The 13,514-nt window shown below is 64.6% G+C and carries 18 protein-coding genes; 10 read left to right on the forward strand and 8 right to left on the reverse strand.

Annotated elements, in window-relative coordinates; genetic code table 11:
• Positions 1 to 10: 10 nt before the first annotated feature.
• Positions 11 to 511 (forward strand): DUF1465 family protein, encoded by a 501-nt coding sequence (locus ACXJ16_RS09770; protein WP_054440131.1) that lies wholly within the window; start codon positions 11 to 13, stop codon positions 509 to 511.
• Here ACXJ16_RS09770 and glpK read toward each other — a convergent pair.
• A complete protein-coding gene (gene glpK, locus ACXJ16_RS09775) occupies positions 477 to 1,955 on the reverse strand; it encodes a glycerol kinase GlpK (protein WP_324698282.1) in 1,479 nt (492 codons plus the stop codon). The two genes, ACXJ16_RS09770 and glpK, sit on opposite strands and share 35 nt — an antisense overlap.
• 62 nt (positions 1,956 to 2,017) lie before the next feature.
• On the opposite strand from glpK, the gene ACXJ16_RS09780 reads away from it, so the two are divergent.
• The 3 genes from ACXJ16_RS09780 (at position 2,018) to nadA (ending at position 4,800) form a co-directional block, all read left to right on the forward strand.
• A complete protein-coding gene (locus ACXJ16_RS09780) occupies positions 2,018 to 2,905 on the forward strand; it encodes an MBL fold metallo-hydrolase (RefSeq protein WP_324698281.1) in 888 nt (295 codons plus the stop codon).
• A gap of 76 nt (positions 2,906 to 2,981) precedes the next feature.
• The gene (locus ACXJ16_RS09785; protein WP_463920572.1) at positions 2,982 to 3,701 is read left to right on the forward strand and encodes a hypothetical protein; all 720 of its coding nucleotides are present in this window, start codon (positions 2,982 to 2,984) and stop codon (positions 3,699 to 3,701) included.
• Positions 3,702 to 3,813: 112 nt separating this feature from the next.
• The gene (gene nadA, locus ACXJ16_RS09790) at positions 3,814 to 4,800 is read left to right on the forward strand and encodes a quinolinate synthase NadA (RefSeq protein ID WP_054439973.1); all 987 of its coding nucleotides are present in this window, start codon (positions 3,814 to 3,816) and stop codon (positions 4,798 to 4,800) included.
• A 22-nt stretch (positions 4,801 to 4,822) separates the two neighbouring features.
• Here nadA and ACXJ16_RS09795 read toward each other — a convergent pair whose 3' ends face one another.
• The 3 genes from ACXJ16_RS09795 to ACXJ16_RS09805 form a co-directional block, all read right to left on the reverse strand.
• Positions 4,823 to 5,371, reverse strand: a complete 549-nt coding sequence (locus tag ACXJ16_RS09795; RefSeq protein WP_185997959.1) for a pseudouridine synthase — start codon at positions 5,369 to 5,371, stop codon at positions 4,823 to 4,825.
• Between the two features lie 44 nt (positions 5,372 to 5,415).
• Entirely contained in the window at positions 5,416 to 6,399 is a 984-nt protein-coding gene (locus ACXJ16_RS09800; protein ID WP_463920574.1) for a TerC family protein, read from the reverse strand.
• Between the two features lie 71 nt (positions 6,400 to 6,470).
• Entirely contained in the window at positions 6,471 to 6,644 is a 174-nt protein-coding gene (locus ACXJ16_RS09805) for a DUF465 domain-containing protein (RefSeq protein WP_463920576.1), read from the reverse strand.
• Positions 6,645 to 6,943: 299 nt separating this feature from the next.
• Between ACXJ16_RS09805 and ACXJ16_RS09810 the strand changes: the two genes are divergently transcribed.
• From ACXJ16_RS09810 to ACXJ16_RS09835, 6 genes are all read left to right on the forward strand, one after another.
• A complete protein-coding gene (locus tag ACXJ16_RS09810) occupies positions 6,944 to 7,858 on the forward strand; it encodes an SPFH domain-containing protein (protein ID WP_054439968.1) in 915 nt (304 codons plus the stop codon).
• A gap of 13 nt (positions 7,859 to 7,871) precedes the next feature.
• The gene (locus ACXJ16_RS09815) at positions 7,872 to 8,081 is read left to right on the forward strand and encodes a type II toxin-antitoxin system antitoxin (RefSeq protein ID WP_185997962.1); all 210 of its coding nucleotides are present in this window, start codon (positions 7,872 to 7,874) and stop codon (positions 8,079 to 8,081) included.
• Positions 8,078 to 8,347, forward strand: coding sequence for a hypothetical protein (locus tag ACXJ16_RS09820; protein ID WP_463920577.1), 270 nt, complete (start codon positions 8,078 to 8,080; stop codon positions 8,345 to 8,347). The genes ACXJ16_RS09815 and ACXJ16_RS09820 overlap by 4 nt, the downstream gene beginning before the upstream one ends.
• Positions 8,348 to 8,414: 67 nt before the next feature.
• The gene (locus tag ACXJ16_RS09825) at positions 8,415 to 9,362 is read left to right on the forward strand and encodes a right-handed parallel beta-helix repeat-containing protein (RefSeq protein ID WP_324698269.1); all 948 of its coding nucleotides are present in this window, start codon (positions 8,415 to 8,417) and stop codon (positions 9,360 to 9,362) included.
• A 76-nt stretch (positions 9,363 to 9,438) separates the two neighbouring features.
• Complete coding sequence (locus ACXJ16_RS09830; protein ID WP_054439959.1) at positions 9,439 to 9,798, forward strand: hypothetical protein; 360 nt, start codon at positions 9,439 to 9,441, stop codon at positions 9,796 to 9,798.
• A 63-nt stretch (positions 9,799 to 9,861) separates the two neighbouring features.
• Positions 9,862 to 10,161 carry a hypothetical protein gene (locus tag ACXJ16_RS09835; RefSeq protein ID WP_463920579.1) on the forward strand — a complete coding sequence of 100 codons (300 nt, stop codon included), beginning with the start codon at positions 9,862 to 9,864 and terminating at the stop codon, positions 10,159 to 10,161.
• 113 nt (positions 10,162 to 10,274) lie between these two features.
• Here the strand turns inward: ACXJ16_RS09835 and ribA are convergent, their stop codons facing one another.
• The 4 genes from ribA to rpmG all read right to left on the reverse strand — a co-directional run bounded on the left by ribA (position 10,275) and on the right by rpmG (position 13,502).
• Positions 10,275 to 11,405, reverse strand: a complete 1,131-nt coding sequence (gene ribA, locus ACXJ16_RS09840) for a GTP cyclohydrolase II (protein ID WP_082370482.1) — start codon at positions 11,403 to 11,405, stop codon at positions 10,275 to 10,277.
• Entirely contained in the window at positions 11,354 to 12,142 is a 789-nt protein-coding gene (gene xth, locus ACXJ16_RS09845; protein WP_054439955.1) for an exodeoxyribonuclease III, read from the reverse strand. The genes ribA and xth overlap by 52 nt, the downstream gene beginning before the upstream one ends.
• A 475-nt stretch (positions 12,143 to 12,617) precedes the next feature.
• The gene (locus ACXJ16_RS09850) at positions 12,618 to 13,274 is read right to left on the reverse strand and encodes a LolA family protein (protein WP_324698266.1); all 657 of its coding nucleotides are present in this window, start codon (positions 13,272 to 13,274) and stop codon (positions 12,618 to 12,620) included.
• A gap of 60 nt (positions 13,275 to 13,334) precedes the next feature.
• On the reverse strand, positions 13,335 to 13,502 hold the full coding sequence (gene rpmG / locus ACXJ16_RS09855) for a 50S ribosomal protein L33 (protein WP_039391223.1): 168 nt from the start codon (positions 13,500 to 13,502) through the stop codon (positions 13,335 to 13,337).
• Positions 13,503 to 13,514: the final 12 nt, after the last annotated feature.

Consider the following 13,514-nt stretch of genomic DNA (forward strand, 5'->3'; position numbering starts at 1 on the left):
ATGAATGCCGATGCCCAATTCCGCGACCATAAACCCGCGCATCGTCGAGGCGCTCTATTGCGAGGCGTTGGTGCTTTCGGACGAGGTGCGCCACGCCTTCACGCTGGCGCGCCGCCTTGAAGGCTCGATGGCGGAAGAGGATCTCGCCCGTGTCGCGCTCTCGAGCGAGGGCCTGCGCACCACCACCCGCATGATGCACGCGATTGCCTGGCTGCTGAACCACCGGGCGTACTTCATGGGCGAACTTACCGAATTCCAGCTTCGCCGCCATGGCCGGCTTTCGTCCATGCTGCGCAACTCCGAACCCGCCCAGCTCGCCCTGCTCGAACCGCAGGTTGCCGAACTGGTGGAAACGACCCGCCGGTTCTACGACCGGCTCATGAGGCTGGACCAGCGCTGGCGGCTCACCGAAGAGGCCGAGCCCAGCGGGATCGAGCGCCTGCGCGAACGGATCGAACGCCGGCTCGCCGATACGCTCAAACCGAAGCCAGCGCCTTTTCCCACAACCTGACGCGCTCGTCGCGCACCGCTCCCGCCATATCGGGCGAAAATGCCCGGCGCTTTCCGCCCATGGCCTCTACCGCTGCCTCCAACGACGGGAACAGCCCCGCGCCGTGCGCAGCCAGCACCGCAGCACCAAGCGCAGTGGTTTCGACGAATTCCGGACGCTCCACCGTGAGGTCGAGCACATCGGCAATATCCTGCGCCATCCAGTCGTTTGCGCTCATGCCGCCATCGATCCTGAGCGAAGTCCAGCGCGCACCGTCTGCGGCGAACGCTTCGGCAAGGTCGCGGGTCTGCATCGCCATGGCCTCCAGCGCCGCACGGGCCAGATGCGCGCGCGAACTGGCAAAGGAGAGCCCGGTGATAGAAGCCCGCGCCTCCGCCCGCCAGTGCGGCGCCCCCAATCCCGACAGCGCCGGTACGATGACCACGCCGCCACAATCCGGCACCGAGCGGGCGAGAACTTCGGTTTCGGCCGCAGCATCGACCAGGCCGAGACTGTCGCGAAGCCATTGCACAAGGCTACCCGCCACGAAGACCGAACCTTCGAGCGCATAAGTCCGCACGCCGCCAAGTTGGCACAGCACTGTCGCCAGGAGGCGGTGACGCGAGGCAGGCACTTTGTCGCCCATGTTCGCCAGCACGAAAGCACCGGTGCCGTAAGTCGCCTTGGTCGCGCCGGGGGCAAGGCAGCCCTGCCCCAGCGTTGCCGCCTGCTGATCGCCCGCGATCCCGGTGACGGGTACGGCCGCGCCGAACCACTGCGCCTCAACCATGGCCAAGTCTCCCGCGCTGTCGCAGACTTCGGGAAGGGCCGCGCGCGGCACCCCGAACAAGTCGCATAGCGCCTCGTCCCAGCAAGCGCCCTCAAGCGGCAAAAGCGCGGTGCGGCTGGCATTGGTGGCATCTGTCAGGTGCGCGCCGCCGGTAAGGCGGAACAACAGCCATGAATCGACGGTTCCGAAAGCCAGCCTTCCGGCATCTGCCGCGTCACGGACTTCAGGCACTTCATCCAGCAGCCAGCGCATCTTCGTGGCGGAAAAATAAGGATCGAGCAGCAGGCCGGTGCGGGCCTGGACCACCGCCTCGTGCCCGTCCCGGCGCAGCTGCGCACAGGCCGGTTCGGTGCGCCGGTCCTGCCAGACCAGAGCGCGGGCGAGCGGGGCGCCGCTCTTCTTGTCCCAGGCAACCACCGTTTCGCGCTGGTTCGTCACGCCGACCGCCGCGATCCGGGCCGCGCCGCCCACTTGCGCCACGGCCTGCCGGGCGCAGGCAAGCACCCCCTGCCAGATTTCCTCGGCATCATGCTCGACCCAGCCTGCGCGCGGATAGTGCTGCGTCAATTGCCGCTGGGTCAGCGCCCGCAAGGCTCCGTCAGGCGCGAAGACCATGGCCCGGTTCGAGGTCGTCCCCGCATCGATGACCAGAATCAACTCGGCTTCGGACGCCATGCCTGCTTCTCTCCCCACCCGGGCGTCTCGACACATGCCCGGCGAATGACCATATCGGCCACATGGACGCGCTGAAAGACATCGACAAGCCCTATGCCGTATCCGAGCGGATCGCCCCGCTGGTGCGCCGCGTGCTGGCGCGCAACCCTTCGCCGTTCACTTATACCGGCACCCAGACCTATCTCGTCGGCGACGGCGCGGACGTAGCGGTGATCGATCCCGGTCCCGCCGATCCCGAGCATATCGAAGCGATCCTCGAAGCCGTGGGCAAGGCGCGGATCGCCGCGATCTGCTGCACGCATACGCACCGCGACCATTCGCCGGCCACCGTGCCGTTGAAAGCACTCACCGGCGCCCCGATCGTCGGCTGCGCACCGCTGACGCTCGATGACGACGGCCCCCGCGCCGACGCCGCCTTCGACCCCGACTATCGCCCCGACCGTGTTCTGGCGGACGGCGAAACGATTTCGGGAGAGGGCTGGACGCTCGAAGCCGTGGCGACACCCGGGCACACCTCGAACCACTTGTGCTTCGCACTGCCCGAAACCGGGGCCATGTTCACCGGGGATCACGTCATGGGCTGGTCCACCAGCGTCGTATCCCCTCCGGATGGCGACATGACCGCTTATCTCGCCAGCCTCCAGAAGCTCTACGAGCGGGAGCAGGACGCGATCTACTTCCCCGCCCACGGACCCGCCGTGGAAAAGCCGCGCCAGCTCGTGCGCGGCATGATCGGCCATCGCCGCCAGCGCGAACGGCAGATACTCAGGCAGATCGAGGCCGGCCGAGAGACCATCGCCGAGATGGTACCGCTCATGTACAAGGGCGTGGACGAAAGGCTCTGGCCTGCCGCCGGGCGCTCGGTGCTGGCGCATCTCCTTGATCTGGAAAGACGAAACCTCGTAAAGCGCCATGAAGAGGCATGGTCTCTGATGGATAAATTACAGTAATCTGTGGAATTACCGTATTTTTACTTGAGAACATCCATTAAAACTCCGCCACTCCTGGGATGGCGGGGAAATCTTCATGGCAACTTTGCATCGCGTGCGCCTTGGCACCTTGTCGTTCTGGCAGAAAATGGCGATCGGCCTGTCGGCCTTCATCGTCCTGGCTTTCGCGCAGTTCGCACTTAGAGGCATGGCCGATTATCGTCATGCTCCACTTGTCATGCACCTGCACGGCGCGGCGATGCTGGCGTGGCTCGGCCTGCTGGTGACCCAATCGCTACTCGCCGGACATGGCGGGATAGCCCTCCACCGCCGACTCGGCTGGGCCAGCGCGGTGATGGTGCCGCTGATCTTCGTGCTGGTCATAACGCTCAACGTGACGGCGATCAGGCTCGGCATCCAACCGCCGTTCTTCAGCCCGGCCTACTTCCTTGCGCTCGGCATCGTCAGCGTGACGATGTTCGCATTGCTCGTGACGATGGCCGTATCCCGGCGCGGCCAACCGGACTGGCACCGGCGACTCATGCTGGGATCGACCGTGATCCTGCTGGACCCCGCATTGGGCCGGGTACTGCCGATGCCTTTCATCATGCCCTGGGGCGAATGGCTCTCGCTGGCGATCCAGCTTGGCGTCGTGGCGATCGTCGCGCGCCATGACCGCGAAACGACGGGCCGTACACATCCGGCAACGCTGGCCGTCGCGATCTGCGCAGTCCTCACGCACGTTCTGGTGGAACTGCTGGCGGTCATGCCGTGGTGGGGCGATTTCGTCGGCCGGATAGCCCTCGCCCGCGATTGACCGGCGAGGCGCATATTTCCCTTGGGCATTACGGCAAGCATCCCTAGATAGGCCGCAAATCCCGGCAGCCGGATTCCGGCAGGTGACCGGAGCGACCAGACAGAGGGATACCATGACCGTAATGCCCGCCGACCTTTCCGGTATCGACGTGCGCGCCGAAATCGAACGGCTGCGCAAGGAACGCAACGCGGTCATCCTCGCGCATTACTACCAGCGCCCCGAGCTTCAGGACATTGCCGACTTCGTGGGCGACAGTCTCGAACTCAGCCGCAAGGCCGCCGAAACCGACGCTGAAGTGATCGCCTTCTGCGGCGTGAAGTTCATGGCTGAAACCGCCAAGATCCTCTCGCCGAACAAGATCGTGGTCCTGCCCGACCTCGAAGCCGGTTGCAGCCTTGAGGATTCCTGCCCGCCGGAGAAGTTCAAGGCCTTCCGCGAAGCGCATCCGGATCACATCGCGCTCACCTACATCAACTGCTCGACCGAGGTGAAGGCACTGTCCGACATCATCGTCACCAGTTCCAGCGCCGAGACGATCCTCCAGCAGATTCCCGCCGACCAGAAGATCATCTTCGGCCCGGACCGCCACCTCGGCGGCTACCTCAGCCGCAAGTTCGACCGCGAAATGCTGCTCTGGCCCGGCGTCTGCATCGTGCATGAGGCATTTTCGGAAACCGAACTGCTCAAGCTCAAGGCGCAACATCCCACGGCGCCGATCGCCGCGCATCCGGAATGCCCCCCGCACATCGTCGACCATGCCGATTACGTCGGTTCGACCAGCGGCATCCTTCAGTATGCAAAGACGATTCCCGGCGACACGCTGATCGTCGCCACCGAGCCGCACATCATTCACCAGATGCAGCTCGCGATCCCGAACAAGACCTTCATCGGCGCGCCTGGTGCGGACGGCAACTGCAACTGCAACATCTGCCCTTACATGGCGCTCAACACGATGGAGAAGCTCTACGTCGCCCTGCGCGACCTGGAGCCGCGCATCGAGATCGAGGAACAGCTCCGTCTCGATGCCAAGCGCAGCCTCGACCGAATGCTGGAAATGGCCAGCGGCACGGTGGGCAAAGGCGATCTCGGCACCCGCTGAGCGTCCACGCGCGCTCAGGTCGTCAGACAGAAACCTCGCGCCATTCACCCGGCGCGAGGCCATCCAGCGCCCACTCGCCCACCCGCTGGCGCACGAGGCGCAGGGTGGGATGGCCGATCGCCGCGGTCATGCGGCGCACCTGCCGGTTGCGACCTTCCGTGATGGACAGCTCTATCCAGCAGTCCGGCACCGTCTTGCGGAAACGCACCGGCGGATTGCGCGGCCAGAGCTGCGGATCGTCCAGACGCTTTGCCCTTGCCGGGCGGGTCGGCCCATCGTTGAGCATCACCCCCTTGCGCAGCGCTTCCAGAGCAGGCTCATCGGGCTCTCCCTCCACTTGTGCGAAGTAGGTCTTGGCGATCTTGAATTTCGGATCGGCGATCCGTGACTGGAGCCGCCCATCGTCGGTCAGCAGCAGCAACCCCTCACTGTCACGGTCAAGCCGGCCTGCCGGGTAGACTCCGGGCACGTCGATATAGTCCGACAGCGTTGCGCGCGGCGTGGGCGAGCGCACATCCGTAAACTGCGAGAGGACATCGTAGGGCTTGTTGAACAGGATGAGGCGCGCCATGGCCTATGCCCTAGCAGGGCGCCTCATCCGTTCATAGCCACGCGTCAGTGTCCGATCCGGGGCTCCTCCCCGCGCGTCTTCCACAAGGACCAGCCCACGCCGCCCGCGATCAGCGCCAGCGTGACGCCCAGGCTGATCAACGGCGGGAACTTCGCCCCGCCCATCACGAAGTCCGCAACGAGAATCTTGGCGCCGATGAACACCAGCACGAGTGCGAGGGCATACTTCAGGTAATGGAAACGGTGAACCATCGCCGCCAGCGCGAAGTATAGCGCGCGCAGGCCCAGGATCGCCATGATGTTCGAGGTATAGACGATGAAAGTGTCGGTCGTGATCGAGAAGATCGCCGGCACCGAATCCACTGCGAACACCAGGTCGGCCAGGTTGATGATGACCAGCGCCAGGAACAGCGGCGTGGCCGCCCAGACGAGCCTGCCTGCCTCATTCCTCTCGCGCACGAAGAAGTGCTCTGCGTGATGCGCCTTGGTCACGCGCATGTGGCGTGAAATCCAGCGGATCACGGGGTTGTTGCCGATATCGGGATCCTGCTCTTTCGCGAACAGCATCTTCACGCCGGTAAACACGAGGAACGCAGCGAAGATGTACATCACCCAGTGCGCCTGCGACACGAGCGCCACGCCGCCCGCGATCATCAGTCCGCGCAGCACGATCACCGCCATGATGCCCCAAAGAAGCGCGCGGTACTGGTACTTGGGCGCAATCGCGAAGAAGCCGAAGATCATCGAGATCACGAAGACGTTGTCGATCGAGAGCGCCTTCTCGATGAAGTAGCCGGTGAAATAGGCAATGCCGTCTTCCGGGCCCTTGGCCCACCAGACCCACGCCCCGAAAACCGAGGCGATGGCAATGTAGAAGACCGAGAGCCGCAGCGATTCGGCAATGCCCATTTCCCGGTCTTCCTTATGCAGGAAGCCGAGATCGAACGCGGTCAGTACGAAAACGAGGCCGGCAAACGCCAGCCAGAACCAGGCGGGCGTACCCAGCCAGTCATAGAAAAGAAAATCCACGGCGATCACCTGAAGCAGGAGAAGAAGGAAGCGCCGGCGCGAAAAGGGGGGGGATCGCGCCGGCGCAAGGGTTACAGGCTGTGCGCAACGGCGCTGGGGGGGAGTAGCAACCGTGCCAGCCTGCCCCTGAACTCCTGTTTCCTTCTCTTCAGCTTCGCGATCTCGAGAGGATCGGCGAGGGGCCTGCCCTGCGCGAAACGCAGCAGGGCATCGAGCTTCTGATGGCGCTCGAGCAGTCGGAACATATGATCGGTCATTGTCAAAACCCTATCGAACTTGAGTTGGTTCGATCGGATGACCCGAAGCAAGGTTCCTGTGCCGGAGCTATTTTGGGCTTGGAAGACCCCCGGAACCTGCATCGGTTTCACCCGATGCGGTCCGACATCACGAGGCGCCCGCGTGGATGAAACCACGACCGACGCCGCGCCAGAGGGGCCCGGCCCGCAACGCCCAGATAGCGGCGAATCGTCTGTTTTTCAACCCCGCTTGACCGAATGTGCACATTTGATATTAAAGTGATATCACTTTCAAGGGAGCGTTTTCGATGTCCGAGTCGCATTTGCCCATCAATTCCAGCCGGGAATCGGTGGCTTCGAGCATAAGCGGATATCTGATGCTGGCGGTTCTCGTCGCGCTTCTGGTGCTGGCGGTGGCAAGCATCGCCATGCTCGCGGGCAGCAACGATCCCGCGGCGGGCACGGTGTTCGCAACCCTCGCCCTGATCGTCCCGCTCGTTGTGGTGGCAATTCTGATCGCCTCCGGGTTCTACATGATCCAGCCCAACATGGCGGCCGCGATCACTCTGTTCGGCTCATACCGTGGTACCGACCGCGCCGCCGGACTGCGCTGGGTCTGGCCGTGGATGGCAAAACGCCGGATTTCGGTTCGCGCCAACAACGTGGTTTCGGAAAAGCTCAAGGTGAACGACTTGCGCGGCAATCCGATCGAAATCGCCACCAATGTAGTCTGGCGCGTCGCGGACACCGCTCAGGCACTTTACGACGTGGACGACTACAAGGCTTTCGTGAACGTGCAGATCGAGGCGGCGGTCCGCTCGATCGGTTCGCGCTATGCCTATGACGATGTCGAGGATGCCGAGATCACCCTGCGCGGCAGCCATGCCGAAGTGAACGCCGAATTGCGGGCCGAGCTGATCGAGCGCCTGCACGTCGCCGGCCTCACCGTGGACGAATGCGGCCTCACCCACCTGGCTTACGCCCCCGAGATTGCCGGCGCCATGCTGCGCCGCCAGCAGGCCGAGGCGGTGATCGGGGCGCGCCGCAAGCTGGTGGAAGGCGCGGTCTCGATGGTGGAGATGGCGCTGGCACAGCTCTCGGAAAAGAACGTGGTCGAACTCGACGACGAACGCCGGGCAGCGATGGTGTCCAACCTGATGGTGGTGCTCTGCGGCGAACGTGACACGCAGCCGGTGGTCAATACCGGCACGCTCTACCAGTAAGGCTTTCGGGCGAATGGCCAGTCCCGGCAAGAAGGCGTTCGCGCTGCGGCTTGACCCGGTGCTTCACACCGCGCTGGAGCGCTGCGCCGCAGCCGATTTCCGTTCGGTCAACGCCCAGGTCGAGGTGCTGCTGCGCGAAGCGCTAGCCCGGCGCGGGATCAAGGTCGAGGCCAGCGAGCCGGCCCGGCGCGGCCGGCCACCGCTTCAGGAGGACGAAGCATGATGCACGAATCGACGAAAGACGGCGCCTGGTTCGCGCCCAAGCGCTTCGGCTACGGCGCGGGCCTGCCGATCGCATGGCAAGGCTGGGCGCTAATGCTGCTCTATGTGGCCTCGGTCGCCGGAGTCGCGCTGCTCAACCGTGCCGGCACCACAGGTGCGCGCATGGCCGCCCTGGCTCTGTTCCTGCTCGTGACGGGACTGTTCGTCGTCATCGCGGCAAAGCGCACACGCGGCGGATGGAAGTGGCGCTCCGGCAAGCGCGACTGACCGTCCTGTTCCGGGACGCAGCAAAAGCCGTTAACACAGAGGCGCTTCCGCCGCGCTAGGCAGGGGCATGAACCGCCTAGTTCGACTCGCTCTCGCCTCCGGCGCCCTGCTGCTGACCGCCCTTCCCGCCACCCTGTCTTTCGGGCAAGGCGCGCCGTACACCGTGGTCGAAACCGGCCGCAGCTACACGCGCCTTCAGGATGCGGTGGACGCCATCGGCGAAGGGCGCGGAACCATCCGCTTCGCCTCCATGCGGTTTGCCGACTGCGCGGTGCAGGGCAAGGGGGACGTGACTTACCAGGCGCAGGCTCCCGGCCAGTCGGTGCTTGATGGGGTCGCCTGCGAGGACAAGGCCGCACTGGTCCTGCGCGGGCGCAACGCCCGGATAGAAGGCATGGTCTTTGCCAATATTCGCGTTTCGGACAAGAATGGCGCCGGCGTGCGCCTCGAACACGGCAACCTCTCGATATCGCAGGCCTGGTTCCGCGACAGCGAACAGGGCCTGCTGACCGGCGACGATCCGCAAGGCTCAATCGCGATCGACAAGTCGACCTTTTCGCGCCTCGGCACTTGCGAGGGGTCGGGCTGCGCGCACTCGATCTATGTCGGCAACTACGGCGCGCTGTCCGTCACCCGCAGCCGGTTCGAGGCAGGCACCGGCGGCCATTACCTCAAAAGCCGCGCCGCCCGCATCGAAGTGCTCGATTCCAGCTTCGACGATGCGGCCGGTCGCTCCACCAACTACATGATCGACCTGGCAGACGGTGCAACCGGGCGCGTCGTGGACAACTGGTTCGTCCAGGGGCGCGACAAGGAGAACTACTCCGCCTTCATCGCCGTCGCCGCCGAACACCGCAACCACACCTCGCAAGGGCTGGTCGTGGACGGCAACAACGCCCGCTTCGCACCCGGTATCGACCGCAAGAGCGCCTTCGTGGCCGACTGGTCGGGCGATGCGGTGAAACTGGGTGCCAACACGCTCGGCACCGGACTGGTCCGTTACGAGAAACGCTGAGCCCCTGCATCGCCCGGGCCGATGGATGCCGTGCCGCCGGCTTGTCACGCGCGCCGCGAACCCCTAGCTAAATCACATGCCCCTGGGCTTCGCCTCGTTCCCGCGCTTTCACTTCTGGGCGCTTCTCCTGCTGGCCGCGATCGGCCTTCAGGCCGGCGATCCGATTCGCGCACCCCTGGAACGCACGCAAGGATCGGCGTTCAGCGCGGCCACGCTTGATCTTGCGCTGACTTCCGGCCGCCGTGTCGAAGCAGGCCATGTACAGGCGGTCCCGATGCCGCCCGCGCCGCCAAGAGCCATCCGCGAGATTGCCGTCGTCCGGCTGACAACGCTGGTTCCGGCATCGCCCAGGCACCTGCAACCCGATGTGCGCGGCCCCCCGCCGCGCCACCACCCCGCACGGGTTCCCGACAGCACCGCACCGCCGCTGGCCTGATCCGCTCCTCGCCCGGCGCGCCCAGACGCGCGCCGCACACGAATGCAGATCAAGGGTCATACCATGTCACCAGAAATCAGCGACGCCGCGCGCGTTGAAGATCGAGAGCGCATCTCCGCGCTGCTATCCCGCTATCCGGCGCTGACCGAAGCGGAACTTCAGGAAATCGACATCTGGTTCAAGCGCAGGGCCAGTTCTCTGGACCTCGGCATTCTCGCCGGAACGCCGCAAATCTCACAGCAATACCAGGACTACCGCGCCCAGCATCAGGACCGCTTCAAGCCGAGCGACATCGGCAAGGCAGCCCTGTTCATAGGCGCGGTCGCAGCCGTGGTCGGATCGATCGTACTCATGATCCCCTGACGACGGTGCCGGGGCGCGGCATCCCCCTCACCCCTCGTTCGCGCCCCGGCCTTTTTTCGGATGCACCGCCGCATTGACGGTATGTTCGCCCGGATCGCACCCGGGCGGACGAATCAGAGGATATGCCCCGTGCGATCGCGCTTGGTTTCCAGGTAGCGCGCATTGTGCGGGTTGGCCGGCAATTGATGCGGAACCCGCTCGACCACGTCCACGCCGACACCCTCTAGCGCGGAGACCTTGGCGGGGTTGTTGGTCATCAGCCGGATCGACGATACGCCGAGCAGGTCCAGCATCCGCGCCGCCACGGGAAAATCGCGCGCCTCGGTCGGCAGGCCCAGCCGGTTGTTGGCATCTACGGTGTCATAACCGAGATCCTGCAGACGATAGGCCCGCAGTTTGTTGACGAGGCCGATCCCGCGCCCTTCCTGACGCAAATAGAGCAGCACGCCCCAGCCGCCGTTCTTCGCCTCATCGGCCATGGCGCGCAGGGCGGCATCGAGCTGAGGCCCGCAATCGCACTTGAGGCTGCCCAGGATATCGCCGGTCAGGCATTCCGAATGAAGCCGCACCAGTGGGGCGCGATCGCCGTCCTGCGTGCCGATCACAAGGGCCACATGCTCGCGAAGATCATCGAGCGCGCGGAAGGCAACGATCTCGGCCTCCTCGCACGCGGCAACCGGCAGGCGCGCACGCGAAGCGATCGCAAGCCGGTCGGTATCCTTCCATTCGGCCAGATCGGCCGGCGAAACGGGCTGCACCTCACCGCCCAGTTCGGGTGCGATCAGGAATGCGGGCAGGATGCCCGCAAGGCGTGCCAGCTCCATTGCGGCGCGGGCCATGTCCATGTCGCCGATGTGCTCGGCCGCGAACGGCCCCTTCATCGGATGGGCGAGGTCCAGCGCGGGATCGGCCACCGCGCGGGCGGTTTCCAGATCGAAAGGCTCGGCAGCACGAATCAGCACCGGTGCCTCGGGCACGGCGGCCTCGCGCTGGTTGGCCAGCTTGAGCGTCACCGCGCGGGCGGCCGAGATCAGCATCCGCGGCGCGGTTACCCCCGGCGCGAAGCCGGTTTCGGCCGGCAACAGGATGGCGCCCCCGCCTTGGCCGTCACCGATTCGAATCGCCCAGCCGTGACGCAGCGCATCGAGCGCCAGTGCGACACGGCGAGCCCCGGCCGAAGGTTGCGCCGCGCTCAGAGCGCGAACTCCGTAATAAGCGGGATGTGATCGCTGGGCTGCTCCCAGCGGCGGGTTTCCTCCACGAAGCTGTGTGCACGCGCCTGCTTCGCGAGATCGGGAGAGGCCCACATGTGGTCGAGCCGGCGCCCCTGGTCCTTCTGGCGCCAATAGCTGCGGTAGGACCACCAGGAATAGTTGCGTTCGGGCGCGGGAATGAACTCCCGGCCGAGATCGACCCAGCCGTGCGCATCCTTGAAGCGGGTCAGCGTCTCAACCTCGACCGGCGTGTGACTGACGACCTTGAGCAGCGCCTTGTGATTGTAGACGTCCGATTCCAGCGGGGCGATGTTGAAGTCGCCGACGATCAGGGTCGGCCGGTCGACCTTGTCGGCCCAGCGCGTCATCCGTTCAAGGAAGTCCAGCTTCTGACCGAACTTCAAATTCACCTCACGGTCGGCCACGTCGCCGCCTGCGGGGATGTAGACGTTTTCGAGGATCATCCCCTGCCCGGCGCCCTGAAGCTCCACGCCGACATGGCGGGCTTCGCCATTGTCCTGCCAGTCATGCCGGCTGAACTCGGTGAAAGGCACGCGGCTGACGGTGGCGACACCATGGTAGCCCTTCTGCCCGTGGATCGCCCGGTGCGTGTAGCCGAGTCGCTCGAACATCTCGTGCGGGAAAAGCGGCTCGGCGACCTTGATCTCCTGAAGGCAAAGAACGTCGGGCGACTGCTCGGTCAGGAAACGCTCGACCTGGTCGATGCGAAGGCGGACAGAATTGATGTTCCAGGTGGCGATCTTCATGCCGCAGGCTTTAGGCATGCCCTTGGCGAATTTCCAGAGCCACGCCGCAAGAAAGCGGGCCCCCTGCCTTCGCGGGCAACATATGACCCAAATCACGAGCGCGTTTTTCTGGCCGATTTTTTCGTCCGGCGGGAGCGAGAATGCTGCCGATTGAGAACCGGAGCGGAGCGGCCTTGATGGCCGTGAGCACCGGAAGCGCAGAGCGGTAGCGTTCGCAGCCCCGCTGGGCGGAAAAAGCAGCCAGAAAAACAAAAACCCTCGGTCCGGGGGCAGAGGACCGAGGGTTCATGTAAGCGTTCGTCACGCTAAATCAGAGGGCCCTGTGGGAGGCGTGGGCAACAGGGGGGAAACCCGCCTCGAACCGCTCTGACCATTTCAATCTAGGCGCTGTTGGCTTGCTGCCAAGTGAACGGAATTCAGAAAAGTGTCGCATTCCGTCGCACGGAGCACTCAGCTCGCGACAAAGCGTTGCACTCTATCGACGGTTGCGGGGACGCGGGTCGTTCCAGCGGAAGTCCGCATCGCCAACCGGCACGCCATAGCGCTGGTTCGAAAGCGAGATCGTGGTGCGCTTGTTCTGCGAATCGAGCGCGACCCAGTAGCTCAGCTCCAACCCACCCGGCGCCGAAGCCTTGCGGGTGAAGATCAGGGTGATGACGCCGTATTCCGGGTGCGAACGATCGCGGACCTCGATGCTGACGACATTGGGATTGCCGGTCTGCCTGACCGTGCCGTATTTCGTCATGTCGCGCCGGGGGTCGATGATCGGTCCCAGCGGAGTATTGCTGATCGGCCAGCGCTGTACCTGCTTCACCGAGTAGTCGATCATGGTCAGCGCCTTGCCGTCGCTGACGATCAGCAACTGGGCGCTCTTCTCGTACTGGAAGCGGATCTTGCCGGGACGCATCAGCGTCAACTGGCCGGTCAGGCTCTGGCCGTTACGGTCAGTCTGGACGAAATCGGCCTTCATCGTCGAGATCGCGCGCAGCGCCTCGACGGCCTGGCTCAACTGCGCCGAATCATCGGATGGCGCGGCCAGTGCGGGCGTCGCCGGAAGGAGGGCAGGAACGGAAAGCGCGGCCAAACTGGCCGCGCCTACGCAAGAGCGAAAGATCTTGAAGGTGCGGTTCATGATGCTCCCATTGGGTTTGCAGGCTTGAACCGCCCCTGAATTGTAAGGTTCCGAAAAACCTTACTTGATCTTGGCTTCCTTGAACTCGACGTGCTTGCGCACGACGGGATCGTACTTGCGGAAGTTCATCTTCTCGGTCGTGTTGCGCGGGTTCTTCTTCGTGACGTAGAAGAAGCCGGTGTCGGCGGTCGAGACAAGACGGATCTTGACGGTTGCGGGCTTCGCCATGGCGGTTTCCTG

The organism is Novosphingobium sp. TK71 (assembly GCF_055361505.1).

Bases quoted from the DNA above. Each gene is read 5' to 3' on its own strand.
- ACXJ16_RS09835 (WP_463920579.1), top strand. From the start codon at position 9,862: ATGTCACCAGAAATCAGCGACGCCGCGCGCGTTGAAGATCGAGAGCGC.
- xth (WP_054439955.1), bottom strand. From the start codon at position 12,142: ATGAAGATCGCCACCTGGAACATCAATTCTGTCCGCCTTCGCATCGAC.
- ACXJ16_RS09785 (WP_463920572.1), top strand. From the start codon at position 2,982: ATGGCAACTTTGCATCGCGTGCGCCTTGGCACCTTGTCGTTCTGGCAG.
- rpmG (WP_039391223.1), bottom strand. From the start codon at position 13,502: ATGGCGAAGCCCGCAACCGTCAAGATCCGTCTTGTCTCGACCGCCGAC.
- ACXJ16_RS09770 (WP_054440131.1), top strand. From the start codon at position 11: ATGCCCAATTCCGCGACCATAAACCCGCGCATCGTCGAGGCGCTCTAT.
- ACXJ16_RS09805 (WP_463920576.1), bottom strand. From the start codon at position 6,644: ATGTTCCGACTGCTCGAGCGCCATCAGAAGCTCGATGCCCTGCTGCGT.
- ACXJ16_RS09820 (WP_463920577.1), top strand. From the start codon at position 8,078: ATGATGCACGAATCGACGAAAGACGGCGCCTGGTTCGCGCCCAAGCGC.
- ACXJ16_RS09850 (WP_324698266.1), bottom strand. From the start codon at position 13,274: ATGAACCGCACCTTCAAGATCTTTCGCTCTTGCGTAGGCGCGGCCAGT.
- nadA (WP_054439973.1), top strand. From the start codon at position 3,814: ATGACCGTAATGCCCGCCGACCTTTCCGGTATCGACGTGCGCGCCGAA.
- glpK (WP_324698282.1), bottom strand. From the start codon at position 1,955: ATGGCGTCCGAAGCCGAGTTGATTCTGGTCATCGATGCGGGGACGACC.
- ACXJ16_RS09795 (WP_185997959.1), bottom strand. From the start codon at position 5,371: ATGGCGCGCCTCATCCTGTTCAACAAGCCCTACGATGTCCTCTCGCAG.
- ACXJ16_RS09815 (WP_185997962.1), top strand. From the start codon at position 7,872: ATGGCCAGTCCCGGCAAGAAGGCGTTCGCGCTGCGGCTTGACCCGGTG.
- ACXJ16_RS09780 (WP_324698281.1), top strand. From the start codon at position 2,018: ATGGACGCGCTGAAAGACATCGACAAGCCCTATGCCGTATCCGAGCGG.
- ACXJ16_RS09810 (WP_054439968.1), top strand. From the start codon at position 6,944: ATGTCCGAGTCGCATTTGCCCATCAATTCCAGCCGGGAATCGGTGGCT.
- ACXJ16_RS09830 (WP_054439959.1), top strand. From the start codon at position 9,439: ATGCCCCTGGGCTTCGCCTCGTTCCCGCGCTTTCACTTCTGGGCGCTT.
- ACXJ16_RS09825 (WP_324698269.1), top strand. From the start codon at position 8,415: ATGAACCGCCTAGTTCGACTCGCTCTCGCCTCCGGCGCCCTGCTGCTG.